The 12929-nt window shown below is 67.8% G+C and carries 8 protein-coding genes; 3 read left to right on the top strand and 5 right to left on the bottom strand.

All coding sequences use genetic code 11. The annotated features are described in order from the left end of the window. Positions 1-263 precede the first annotated feature (263 nt). A complete protein-coding gene (locus NFW05_RS17280) occupies positions 264-608 on the top strand; it encodes an FKBP-type peptidyl-prolyl cis-trans isomerase (RefSeq protein ID WP_295309843.1) in 345 nt (114 codons plus the stop codon). A gap of 3 nt (positions 609-611) precedes the next feature. Beyond that, positions 612-1559: a pseudouridine synthase gene (locus NFW05_RS17275; protein WP_366918274.1), complete on the top strand. Its 948-nt coding sequence runs from the start codon at positions 612-614 to the stop codon at positions 1557-1559. 25 nt (positions 1560-1584) lie between these two features. Here NFW05_RS17275 and murB read toward each other — a convergent pair whose 3' ends face one another. From murB to yegQ, 5 genes are all read right to left on the bottom strand, one after another. Then, on the bottom strand, positions 1585-2622 hold the full coding sequence (gene murB / locus NFW05_RS17270; RefSeq protein WP_295309842.1) for a UDP-N-acetylmuramate dehydrogenase: 1038 nt from the start codon (positions 2620-2622) through the stop codon (positions 1585-1587). Positions 2623-2643: 21 nt separating this feature from the next. Next, on the bottom strand, positions 2644-6351 hold the full coding sequence (gene metH / locus NFW05_RS17265; RefSeq protein WP_295309840.1) for a methionine synthase: 3708 nt from the start codon (positions 6349-6351) through the stop codon (positions 2644-2646). A gap of 64 nt (positions 6352-6415) precedes the next feature. Further along, entirely contained in the window at positions 6416-9268 is a 2853-nt protein-coding gene (locus NFW05_RS17260) for a tetratricopeptide repeat protein (RefSeq protein ID WP_295309838.1), read from the bottom strand. Positions 9269-9494: 226 nt separating this feature from the next. Beyond that, positions 9495-10628: a hypothetical protein gene (locus tag NFW05_RS17255; protein WP_295309836.1), complete on the bottom strand. Its 1134-nt coding sequence runs from the start codon at positions 10626-10628 to the stop codon at positions 9495-9497. A gap of 6 nt (positions 10629-10634) precedes the next feature. Beyond that, positions 10635-11948 carry a tRNA 5-hydroxyuridine modification protein YegQ gene (yegQ, locus tag NFW05_RS17250; RefSeq protein ID WP_295309834.1) on the bottom strand — a complete coding sequence of 438 codons (1314 nt, stop codon included), beginning with the start codon at positions 11946-11948 and terminating at the stop codon, positions 10635-10637. 74 nt (positions 11949-12022) lie between these two features. On the opposite strand from yegQ, the gene NFW05_RS17245 reads away from it, so the two are divergent. Then, positions 12023-12929, top strand: a 907-nt coding sequence (locus tag NFW05_RS17245) for a ribonuclease E/G (protein ID WP_295309833.1), incomplete at its 3' end; no start/stop codon positions are given.

Here is a 12929-nt window from a genome sequence, read left to right as displayed (position 1 = left end):
AAGACTCCCCTCGAGACTGCCCTGGAATGTCGCCGGGGCACCGGCTGCAGATACGCAAAAGCGGGATGGACATTCAGCCCTCCCGCTCGGATCCTTGCCATCGGCGGGATTATACCGGAGAAGGGGCACATTTTCGACATGCGGACTGCCGTCGGGGCGCGCCGCGGGGAAGCTCGCCGGCATCGAGCCTCAGTCGCGCTTCCTCTCGCCGCGCGTGGCCCTGCTGGGCTAAACTTGCGGCTTCATTTTGGAGAGGAAACCATATGCCCAAGGTCACCACCCCCAGCGGACTGCAGATCGAAGACATCATCGTGGGCAGCGGCCCGACAGCCTGCTCTGGCCAGCACGTCATTGTCCATTACACGGGCTGGCTCGCCGATGGCAAGAAGTTCGACTCGAGCGTCGACCGCAACGAGCCCTTCCGCTTTCCGCTCGACGGCCGCCACGTCATCGCCGGTTGGGAAGAGGGCGTGCCCGGAATGAGCGTCGGTGGAGTTCGCCGCCTGACCATCCCGCCCGAACTCGGCTACGGCGCACGCGGAGCGGGCAAGATGATTCCGCCAAACGCCAAGCTCGTCTTCGAGATCGAACTGCTCGATATCGCCTGATCCATGCCCGATCGCCCGCGCAAGTCCCTGATCGCGCAATCCGGGGCGCGCGCGGCCGAAAGCGACGAGCGCCATCCTCGCCTCGTTCGCAGAATCCCTCGGCTGGCCGAGGGTCTAGCGCGCGAGACTCCCGGGGCGGTTCCGCCATCGGGGACGGCCCGGCGTCAGCCGGGCCGGCAGTCGGACCGCTCCTCAGGCGATCCGGTCGAGCCGGAGATCCCCGCCGAGGGCATTCGCGTTTCGCGACTGATGGCCGAGCGCGGTCTGTGCTCCCGACGCGACGCCGATGCCTACATCGCGCGCGGCTGGGTTTTCGTCGATGGCCAGCGGATCAGCCAACTCGGGACACGCGCCCGGCCCGATGCGCTGATCGTCCTCGACCGCCGCGCCCGGGACGAGCAGCAGAGCCAGCGGACGATCCTGCTGCACAAGCCGGTCGGCTACGTATCGGGCCAGCCCGAGCCCGGCTTCGTCGCCGCGGTGACGCTGATCCGCCCCGAGAACCAGGTGCGCACGCCGGATACTCCGGTCTTTGCTGCGTCGTGCCTGCAGGGGCTTGCGCCGGCCGGCCGCCTGGACATCGATTCGAGCGGTCTGCTCGTCCTCACCCAGGATGGGCGAATCGCTCGGCAACTGATCGGCGACGAATCGACGATCGAGAAGGAGTATCTCGTGCGCGTCGATGGGCGCCTCGATGCGCGCGGTCTGGCGCTACTCAACGACGGTCTGAGTCTCGACGGCCGCCGGCTCAGGCCAGCGCGCGTCGAGTGGATCAACGACGATCAGCTTCGCTTCGTCCTGCGCGAGGGCAGGAAGCGGCAGATCCGGCGGATGTGCGAACTCGTCGGCCTGCGCGTCAGCGGGCTCAAGCGCGTGCGCATCGGCGCGGTTCGCCTCGGCGACCTGCCGCTCGGTCGATGGCGCTTCCTGCGCCCGCACGAGACCTTCTGAACTCCCGGAGCGTCGCCGCGGACGTTCAGACGATGACCGGTTCGGGCGACAGCTCGACCGCGAAGCGCTCGCGGACGTCGGCCTGAACCGCACGCGCCAGCGCGAGCACCTCGCTGCCGCTCGCTCCACCGCGGTTGACCAGGACCAGCGCCTGGTTCTCGTACATCCCGGCCCGGCCGAGATCGCGGCCTTTCCAGCCGCTGTGCTCGATCAGCCAGCCGGCGGCCAGCTTGACTCGCCCGTCGGTCTGCGGGTAGGTCGGCAGGTCCGGATGCTCGCGGCCGAGCCGGTCGGCGAGGGCCGCGCTGACCACCGGGTTCTCGAAGAAGCTGCCGGCGTTCGGCAGGACTCCCGGGTCGGGCAGTTTGCGCCGGCGAACGGCGACGACCGCATCAGCGACTTCGCTGGCCGTCGGCGCAACGATGCGCCGTCCGGCGAGTTCGGCGGCCAGGTCCGCGTAGGCCGTTCGCGCACGCCACGCCTTGGGCAGACGAAAGCTCACATGAGTGATCGCCAGCCGGCCTTCGCGGTGCCACCCCTGCTGCTTGAACACGCTGTCGCGATAGCCAAAGCGGCAGGCCGCGTGGTCGAGCCGCCGGATCGTTCCGCTGCGCAGGTCGAAGGCCTCGAGCGCGAGGAAGCGCTCGGCGACTTCGATCCCGTAGGCGCCGATGTTCTGGATCGGCGCCGCTCCGACGGTTCCCGGGATCAGCGCCAGGTTCTCGAGCCCCGGCCAGCCATTTTCCAGCGTCCAGCCGACGAACTCGTGCCAGCCTTCGCCGGCGCCGGCGCGGACGATCCACGAGTCCTGATCCTCGCCGATCAGTTCCCGGCCGCGGATGGCGATGTGCAGCACGAGTCCGTCGAAGTCGCCGCTGAACACGACGTTGCTTCCGCCTCCGAGCACGAAGCGACGCGCAAGTCGGCTGCCGGCAAGCCGGGCCAGCTGTTCGACCTGCCGGATCTCGGCGAACAGCGCGGCTCTCCCGGGCAACGCGAGCGTCGTGTGCCGGCTGAGGTCGACGTCGTGCCGGACGAACTCGGGCAATCCTGCCGGGGTCATCGACCGGTTTCGCGCTGCCGTTCAGAGCACCGGGGCGAGCCAGCGCTCGGCTTCGGCCACGCTGAACCCGGCGCGCCGCGCCCAGTCCTCGAGCTGATCGCGGCCAATTCGGCTGACCGCGAAGTAGCGCGCTTGCGGGTGAGCCAGATAGAAGCCCGAGACCGAAGCCGCCGGGATCATCGCGAACGATTCGGTCAGCGCCATTCCCGCGTGGGCCGGCGCCTCGAGCAGGCGGAACAGGGCGCCCTTGGCGGTGTGGTCGGGACACGCCGGGTAGCCCGGAGCCGGCCGGATTCCGCGGTAGGCTTCGCCGATCAGTTCGTCCGCGTCGAGATTCTCGCCGGCCGCGTAACCCCAGTAGTCGCGTCTCACCTGCTCGTGCAGCCATTCGGCGCAGGCCTCGGCGAGGCGATCGGCGAGCGCCTTGAGCAGGATCGCGTGATAGTCGTCGTGCGTCTCGGCGAAGTGCGCCAGCCGCTCCTCGATGCCGAAGCCGGCGCCGACGGCGAAGGCGCCGATCCAGTCGTCGGTCCCGCGCTCGGCGACGAAGTCGCTGAGGCAGTAGTGCGGCTTGCCTGGCGGGCGCTCGTGTTGCTGGCGCAGGTTGTGCCAGGTCATCAGGTTCCGGCTGCGCGATTCGTCGGCGTAGATTTCGATGTCGTCGCCGATCGAGTTCGCCGGGAACAGCCCGAAGACCGCGCGGGCGCGCAGCCAGTTTTCGCTGACGATTGTCGCGAGCATCGTCCGGGCGTCGGCGAAAACGGCGCGCGCCGTGCTGCCGACGACCGCGTCGTCGAGGATCGCCGGGTAGCTGCCGGCGAGATCCCAGGTCTGGAAGAAGGGGCCCCAGTCGATGTAGCGGACGAGCGCGCGCAGATCGACCTCCGGCAACACGTGCAGTCCGGGCCGGCGCGGCGCTTCGGGACGGTATGCGGGGTCGGCGTTCCAGGCAAAGCGGTTGCCGCGCGCGACGTCGAGACCGACCAGCCGGATCCCGGTCTTCGCCGCATGCTGCCTGCGGATCCGGGCGTAGTCCGCGGCGACTTCGGCACTGAATCCGGCCGCCTGATCGGCCGAGAGCAGGCGGGTCACGACGCCGACGGCGCGCGAGGCGTCGGGAACATAGACCACCGGTCCCGAATACTTCGGGGCAATGCGGATCGCCGTGTGCGTGCGGCTCGTCGTCGCGCCGCCGATGAGCAGCGGCACCGCCGCCGTGTCGCCGCCTCCGGCGAAGCCGAGACGCTCCATTTCGGCGGCGACATGGCTCATTTCCTCGAGCGACGGGGTGATCAGCCCCGACAGACCGACCACCTGCGCGCCATGCTCGCGCGCGGCGTGGAGGATGCGCTCGCACGGGACCATCACGCCGAGGTCGATCACCTCGTAGCCGTTGCAGCCGAGGACGACGCCGACGATGTTCTTGCCGATGTCGTGCACGTCGCCCTTGACCGTAGCGACGACGATTCTGCCCTTGCTGCCTGCTCCGGTCCTCTGCTTCTCGGCCTCGATGAACGGGATCAGGTGCGCGACCGCCTGCTTCATCACCCGTGCCGATTTGACGACCTGCGGCAGGAACATCTTCCCGGCGCCGAAGAGGTCGCCGACGACGTTCATGCCGTTCATCAGCGGTCCCTCGATGACCGCCAGCGGTGGCTTGCCGGCGGCGGCGAGCGCCGCCCGGCACTCCTCGGTGTCGGCGACGACGAAGTCGTTGATCCCCTTGACCAGAGCGTGGCTCAGGCGCTCTTCGACGGGCAGGTCACGCCAGGCGAGGTCGGTGCCCGACTCGCGGGCCTTGCCTTCGCGGATCGTCTGGGCGAATTCGACGAGCGCTTCGCCGGCGTCCGGCCGGCGATTGAGGACGACGTCTTCGACCTTCTCGCGGAGCAGCGGGTCGAGTTCGTCGTAGACACCGAGCATCCCGGCATTGACGATGCCCATCGACAGTCCGGCGCGGATCGCGTGGTACAGGAAGACCGTGTGGATCGCCTCGCGGACCGCGTCGTTGCCACGGAACGAGAACGAGACGTTCGAAATGCCGCCGGAGACCTGCACGCCGGGCAGGTGCGCGCGAATCCACCCGGTCGCCCGGATGAAGTCGACGGCGTAGTCGTTGTGCTGGTCGATTCCGGTGCCGATGGCGAAAACGTTCGGATCGAAGATGATGTCTTCGGGCGGAAAGTCGGCCTGTTCGGTAAGCAGGCGGTAGGCACGCTCGCAGACGGCGATCCGGCGCGAATGGCTGTCGGCCTGTCCGCTTTCGTCGAAAGCCATGACCACGACCGCGGCGCCGTAGCGCCGGGCAAGCCGCGCCTGGCGCAGGAACTCGGTCTCGCCCTCCTTCATCGAGATCGAGTTGACCACGCCCTTGCCCTGGATGCACTTGAGGCCGGCCTCGATGACCTCCCATTTCGACGAGTCGATCATCACCGGGACGCGCGAAATGTCCGGCTCGCTGGCGATCAGCTTGAGAAAGCGCTCCATCGCCGCGCGGGAATCGAGCATCGCTTCGTCCATGTTGACGTCGATCACCTGCGCGCCGTTGTCGACCTGCTGGCGGGCGACGGCCAGCGCGTCGTCGAAGCGGCCTTCGAGGATCATCCGCGCAAAGGCCCGCGAACCGGTGACGTTGGTTCGTTCGCCGACATTGACGAACAGCGAGTCGCGGCCGACGTTGAGCGCTTCGAGGCCGGACAGCCGGAGCTTCGTCTCGATCTGCGGGATGGGGCGCGGTCTCGTTGTGGCAACGCTCCGCGCGATCGCCGCGATGTGCTCGGGTGTCGTCCCGCAGCACCCGCCGACGATGTTGACCAAACCCATGGTGGCCCAGTCGCCGATCTCCGCCGCGAGTTGCGCCGGGGTTTCATCGTAGCCGCCGAGCGCGTTGGGCAGTCCGGCGTTCGGATGCGCCGAGACGAAGCAGTCGCACAGCCGCGACAGTTCTTCGACGTGCTGGCGCAACTCCGCTGCCCCGAGCGCACAGTTGAGGCCAAAGCTCAGCGGGCCGATGTGTCTCAGCGAATTCCAGAAGGCTTCGGCCGTCTGCCCCGACAGCGTGCGTCCCGAAGCGTCGGTGATCGTCCCGGAGATCATCACCGGCCAGCGGCGACCGGTCTCGTCGAAATGCCGCGAGATCGCGAACAGCGCCGCCTTGGCGTTCAGCGTGTCGAAGACCGTCTCGACGAGCAGCAGGTCGGCGCCCCCCTCGCAGAGGCCGCGAACCGCTTCCGTGTAGGCGTCGACGAGTTCGTCGAAGCTCGTATTCCGATAGCCGGGGTCATTGACGTCGGGCGAGATCGACGCGGTGCGCGAGGTCGGACCGAGGACGCCGGCGACGAAACGCGGCTTCGCCGGATTGCGGACGGTGAATTCGTCGCAGACGCTGCGCGCGAGTTGCGCGCCGGCGAAGTTGAGTTCGTAAACGATCGCCTCGAGGTGGTAGTCGGCCTGCGAGACGCGCGTCGAGTTGAAAGTGTTCGTTTCAATGATGTCCGCACCGGCGTCGAGGTACTGCGCATGGATTTCGCGGATGGCCTCGGGACGGGTCAGCAGCAGCAGGTCGTTGTTGCCCTTGAGGTCGTACGGATGGGCAGCGAAGCGTCGCCCCCGGTAGTCGGCTTCCCTCAACCCGAGGCGCTGGATCATCGTCCCCATCGCGCCGTCGAGGACGAGAATGCGCTCTTCGAGGAGCGCCCGGATTTCGGAGCTGCGATCGGCTTGCGTCATGGGTCCCTGGTATCTGCGCGGGGCGCTCGGGTTGAGCCAAGGGCGGGACTGTACCGAAATCGCCTCAGGATGGAAACAGCGCCCGTTCCATCTCGGCGAGTTGCTCTGCGGTCCGCGTCTGGCGATAGGCGATCGCCCAGAGGCCGAAGCGCCTGTCGCGTCTGACACCGACCTGGACGAAGCCGGCCTCGAGCAGCGCTCTGCTCAGGGTCTTCGCCGTAAAGCCGGTGCGATGGGCCATGAACAGGTTGCCGCGGGCGAGCGAGGGCCGGTGTCCGTAGAGCATGTCGAGCGGGGCGATCGGTCCGGCCGGAGAATGGTACGCGGGGTCGTCGAGCCGGTCCTCGGCGACGAGTCCGGCGACCTGCTGGAGGTCCGGGAGGGTGACGAAGGCGAAGCCGTCGGGGGCGAGGACGCGGACGAATTCCTTGAGCGCCAGCGGCACCTCGTGCGGATAGAGGTGTTCGAGGTTGTGCGACGAGAAGATCGCCGCGCACGATCCCGTGTCGACGGCGGACATCGCGGTGATGCTGCCGACGATGTCCGGCTGGCAGGCCGGATCGATGTCCAGGCGGACCTCCTGCCACGGGTCGGTGCGGAACAACGCCGGCAGCTTCTCGGGGTTGGCCGGCCCGCAGCCGACGTGGAGGACTTTCTGCCGAGGCGGTCTTTCCTTGGCGGTGCCGGGTTCCGATGCTCGGGCTGCGCTCCTCGCCGGCGAGTCGTCTCGGGGAGTTGCCGCGAGCGGTGAGGGTGCGGGCCTCGCGTCCTCCTCGATCGGGGCGATCGAAAACGCCGTGGGCGCTTCGCCGCGCTGGGCGATCTCCCACATGCGCTGGTACGCCGCCTCGATGTGCCGGCGGAAGCGATCGACGTCGAAGAGCGGTGCGCTGAGCCGGTTGCGCTCGAGCTTCTCGCGGATCGCCGCGTAATCGTCGGGCCGGGTGGCGAGGCGCTGGGCGAGCGCCTCGTAGTCGGCGAGGCTGTCGGTGACCAGTTCGGGCAGGCCCACGGCGTGGAGCAGGCTGGCGGCCACCCGTCCGGCGAAGGCATTGCCCAGGCAGGTCAGCACCGGAAGGCCTGCCCACAGCGCGTCGCCCGCTGTGGTGTGGGCGTTGTAGGGCAAGGTGTCGAGGAACAGGTCCGCCAGGCGCTGGCGTGCCAGGTGTTCATCGAGACCGGTCACCCGGCTGGCAAACACGAGGCGATCAGCGTCTACGCCGCGACCCTGCGCTTCGCGACGCAGGTTCCCAACAACCTCCTGATTGGCCTTCGACAGCCAAAGCACGCTTCCCTCGACCTGTTTGAGCAGCCGCATCCAGATGTCGAACATCTGCGGGTTGATCTTGTAGGAGTTGTTGAAGCAGCAGAAGACAAACCCTTTCTCCGGCAACCCCGCTTCGCGGCGCGCCGGGGTTGCGTCCGCAACAGGCCGAGGCGGGCAGCACTGGAAGGTGTCCGGCAGCCGAACCACCTTCTCCGCGTAGAATGGCTCGTGCGCCTCGGGGATCACGAAACGGTCGGCCAGGATGTAGTCGATGGACTCGGCGCCCATCGTTCCGGGAAAACCGAGGTAGTTGACCTGGATCGGCGCGGCCCGGGCGGCAAAGATCCCTGGCCGGCTTGAGCCAGTGTACCCGGCGAGGTCGATGGCGATGTCGACTTCCAGATCGACGAGCTGCTGCGCGGCGGCTGCGTCCGATGCGCTGCGCAGGTCCAGGAAACGGTCGAAGGCGCGCTTGAGCCGCTCGTGCCTGGAGCCCTGTCTTTGCCGGCCGATCGCCACACCGAATACCTCGAAGCGGCGGCGGTCGTGTTGCTCGATCAGGTCGGCGATCAGGTAGGCGACGGGGTGATCGCCGAAATCCGGCGAGATGTAGGCGAGACGGATTCGCTCGTGGGAGAACGGTGCAGTCGCAGACGCTTGAGCACTCCGAACCCGACGCTCGCTGCTGACAAACAGTTCGGCGCACTGGCGCTGCGCCGAGGGATCGTCGCAGAAATTCAGGAAGATGAAGGGCTCAACAACAGGCGCGTTCTCGCGCACGCGTTCCGCCAGGCGCTGTCGTGTCGATTCGTGGTCTGCCCACAGTCCCATTCTGGCGCGGCAGTCAGCGGCCATCCCCTGCGCAAACGCGTGGTCGGGGTCAAGTGCCAACACCCGCTCGAAGCAGGCCAGTGCTTCGCCGAGTTGCCGGCGTCGATACAGGAGATTCCCGAGGTTATGGTGGGCCTCTGGGTAGTCGGGACGCAGGGTGATGGCATGGCGATAGCACGCGATCGCTGCTTCGAAATGTTGCAGCCGTTCGTGGACGCTAGCGAGGCTGTTGTGGAAGCTGGCCGTATCCGGAGCCCGGTCGATGGCCCGACAGACGTGCTCTAGCGCTGCGGCGTGGTGCCCGCGCTCCATTTCGATAAGGCCCTTCAGGTGCCAGGCGTCGGCTCGCTCCGGCTGGCCTCGCAAAACATCCTGATAGCAGTCCTCGGCCTCGGTCAGCCGGCCGGCCTTCTGATGCTCGATGCCGAGATCGAGTTGGCGTTCGCATATCCGGTTCAGCCGATCCCGGAACTCGCTGTCGTCGGGTTGGAGCTCGACGACCTCCCGATAGCAAGCGATCGCTTGCGCCGCTTGCGCGAGCTGCAGGAAAGCATGGCCCAGATTGCCGAGAAAGGCGGCTTGCCGCGGACTCAGTTCCAGCGCCCGCTGGATTCTCTCGACGGCCACCGCGTACTGCCCGTTCTCGGCCGCCAGCACGCCCCAGAGATGCCAGGCGTCGGGATCCTCGGGGCGGGAGCGGACCAGGCGTTGATAGGCTAGGTCGGCTTCAGCGAACCGTCCGGCCTGGTGATGGGCCAGCGCCACTTTGATCGCTTCGGGAACGCCCAGTGTGCCTGGCCCAACTGGCTCCTTTTTCAAGTGTCGGCGCATGTGGTTTGCTCAGATCGATGTCTGGGCTCCGGCGGGATCCGGTGCCTCGCGCTTCGGGCCGCACGGTAGTCCGTCGATCACCGGGCGGTTCGTCAGCCGATCGTCCGCTCCGGAAATGAACGATCGGGACGCCACGATTGTCAAGCAGTGACGCCGACACCTCCAGTGAAGGAATGCGCAATTGGGCTGCCCGACCTGCGGAGGTGTGCGGGATCTATCGCCGGGCTTCCGGATCGCCCGCGACCCGACCCCTGGCCGACCCGGTCGCCGATTCGAGCCACCCGAGCAGGGTCTCGGCCGCCTCGATCGCCCCCGACGGATGCGGAACGGGCGGGGGCGCCTGCCGCCATAGCCGATCGAGCGCGGCGACCAGCCTTCCGGCGTACAGATCTTCCTCACCGATCTCGGCACAGCGGTCGTTGCGCTGCAGCCAGTCGATCAGGCAGTCCTGCTCGGGCCAGTTCTCGCGGCGGAGGTAGAGCAGCGGCGTGCCGTTGCAGGCCGCTTCGGCAAAGGTGCCGTAGCCGGGCTTGGCGATCACCGCGTCGACCGAACCGAGCAGATCGAGCATCGACAGCTGCAGCCCTTCGATCGTGCTCGCCCGGGCGTGGCGTATCTTCCAGGCCTCCGGGATCAGCCAGCGAATGCCCGGCGCGGCTGGCCAGTCGGCGACGGGCAGGGGCTTGTCGATGCCGCCGAAGGCGACGAGCACGAGCCGTTCGTCCCTCGCGCTGCCCAGTCGTCCGGCGATCTCGCTCCGCCGATCGGTGCCCAGTGCGGCCACCGGTCCGATCTCCTGCACGTTCGTCAGGCCGGTCATCGCCATCCCCGGGGTCAGGCGGAGGAAGCGCTCGGCGCCGTCGTAGGCGGCGTGCATCTGTCGATGGATCACCGGCGCCCAGCTTTCCCGGCCGTAGAAATGCGCAAACAGCTCGGCCCAGTTCAGCGAGCACATGGCTACCGACGGAATTCCGGCTCGCTGTGCCCCGGCCAGCGGCAGGTAGGCGACGTCGGTGAGGACGAGAGTCGGGCGCTGTGCGCCGAGAAAGCGCGCTTCGCGTTCGACGCGCGCGTCCCAGTCCGCGTGCTGCTCGCGGTAGGCCCTCGCCGAAGCGGCGAGGTCGACGCGCGTCGCGTCGTGCATCACGTAGCCGAAGTCGGTGGTTCCGGCGATGTGCACGAAGCCGGCCGAGATGCGCGTCGCCAGCCGTTCCGCCGGCAGCCCGCTGCGCACGCTGATGCGCAGCGACGGCAGGCGCTTCGACAGCGTGTTGAGCACCGGCGCGGCCTGAGCGAGATGCCCGAAGCCGTGTGCCGAGATGTCGACGAAGAGGTGCGCGCCGGCCATTGGCAGTCAGAGGAAGCGGGCGAGCATCGCCCCGGGGAACTCGGCGGGCAGCGGAATCCACACGCAGTGGCCGCTGCCCGGCGCGACCCGCGTCTCGTGGCCGTCGAGATCGAGCATCCGGTCGATCGACAGCTGCCGGTTTCCCGAGGGGTGGATCAGCTCGATTCGGTCGCCGAGCGCAAGACGATTCTTCACCTCGACGAGCGCCAGGCTTTGCCCGTGATCCCAGCCGACGACCTCGCCGACGTAGAGGCTGCGCCCGGATTCCGAGTGGCCCCGCTGGTAGTTCTGGGTGTCCTGCGGCTGGTGGCGCTGGTAGAAGCCCGAGGTATAGCCGCGGTTGGCGAGTCCGTCGAGTTCGCCGAGCAGCGCGGCGTCGAAGGGACGACCGGCGACGGCGTCGTCCACCGCCCGGCGGTAGACCTGGGTCGTTCGCGCGACGTAGTACGCCGATTTCGTTCGCCCTTCGATCTTCAGCGAATCGACGCCGATCTCGGTGAGCCGGCGGACGTGCTCGACGGCTCGCAGATCCTTCGAGTTCAGCAGGTAGGTGCCGTGTCTGTCCTCCTCGATCGGCATCAGCTGGCCGGGTCGCTGTCCTTCCTCTACGAGCCATTGCCCGTCCACCACGCAGCCGGCAGACGCGCCGACCGGTCGGAGGTCGCCGCTGTCGTCGACCTCGGCGCGGTGCAGGCGATAATCCCAGCGGCACGAGTTGGTGCACGCGCCCTGGTTGGCTTCGCGATGATTGAAGTAGCCGGAGAGCAGGCAGCGGCCCGAATGGGCGATGCACAGCGCGCCGTGGACGAAGACCTCGAGTTCGACGTCCGGACACTCCTGACGGATCTCGGCGATCTCGTCGAGCGACAGCTCGCGCGAAAGGATCACCCGCGCGAGCCCGAGTTTCTGCCAGAAGCGCACCGCGGCGAAGTTCACCGTGTTCGCCTGCACCGAGAGATGGATCGGCACGTCCGGCCACTTCCCGCGGGCGAGGTCGATCAACCCCGGGTCGGCCATGATCAGCGCGTCGGGGCCGAGCGCCAGCGCCGGCGCCATGTCCGTGAGGTAGCTGCGCACCTTGGCGTTGTGTGGCAGGACGTTGCTGACCAGGTAGAACTTGCGGCCGGCGTCGTGTGCTTCGTCGATCGCCCGGCGCAGCGTGGCGAGGGCCCCGAAGTCATTGTTGCGCACGCGCAGACTGTAGCGCGGCTGGCCGCCGTAGATCGCATCGGCGCCGAAGGCCAGCGCGGTACGGAGCATGGCCAGCGAGCCGGCGGGAGCGAGCAGCTCGGGCGAACGAATGACCGGGCGGGGGGACATGCGGAGCGACGGCAGGCGACGGGGTAGAATGCGGCAACGCGGGATTCTAAACCCATTCAACAGGCGGCTTCGCCATGTCCGAAGAGATTCTGATCAACTTCACACCGCAGGAAACGCGCGTCGCGGTGATCCACCAGGGCGTCGTCCAGGAACTGCACATCGAGCGCAGTGCCAGCCGTGGCTTCGTCGGCAACGTCTATGTCGGGCGGATCGTGCGCATCCTTCCCGGAATGCAGTCGGCGTTCATCGACATCGGCCTCGGGCGGACGGCCTTCCTGCACGTCGCCGACATCCGCGAGCCGCGGCCGAGCGACGAGCCGGTGCGGCCGATCGAACGGCTGCTCGCCGAGGGACAGAGCATCCTCGTCCAGGTGATCAAGGACCCGATGGGCAGCAAGGGCGCGCGGCTGTCCACCCAGGTCTCGGTCGCCGGCCGGATGCTCGTCTATCTGCCGCAGGACAAGCATATCGGCATCTCGCAACGGATCGAGCGCGAATCGGAACGCGAAGCGCTGCGCGAAAAGCTCGGCCGTCTCGTACCGGCCGACGAGTGCGGCGGCTTCATCGTCCGGACGATGGCCGAGACGGCGAGTGAAGCCGAACTGGCCAAGGACGTCGAGTATCTGCGCAAGCTCTGGCACGACATCCGGCAGCAGGCGACGACCGCAGCTCCTCCGGCGCTGCTCTACCAGGAGCTGTCGCTGGCCCAGCGAGTCCTGCGCGATTTCGTCAATCCCGAAACGGCGCGCATCGTCATCGACTCCCGCGAGAACTTCCAGAGGCTGACGGCCTTTGCCGCCGAGTACACGCCGACGGTCGCCCCGCTGCTCGAGCACTACGTCGGCGAGCGGCCGCTCTTCGACCTGTACAGCGTCGAGGACGAACTGCAGAAGGCGCTGGCGCGCCGGGTCGATCTGAAATCCGGGGGCTACCTGATCATCGACCAGACCGAGGCGATGACGACGATCGACGTCAATACCG

It is taken from the genome of Accumulibacter sp., from assembly GCF_023806625.1.
GTDB lineage: Bacteria > Pseudomonadota > Gammaproteobacteria > Burkholderiales > Rhodocyclaceae > Accumulibacter.
The sequence above is the reverse complement of the archived record's forward strand: the minus strand, read 5'-3'. Positions and strand labels throughout refer to the sequence as shown.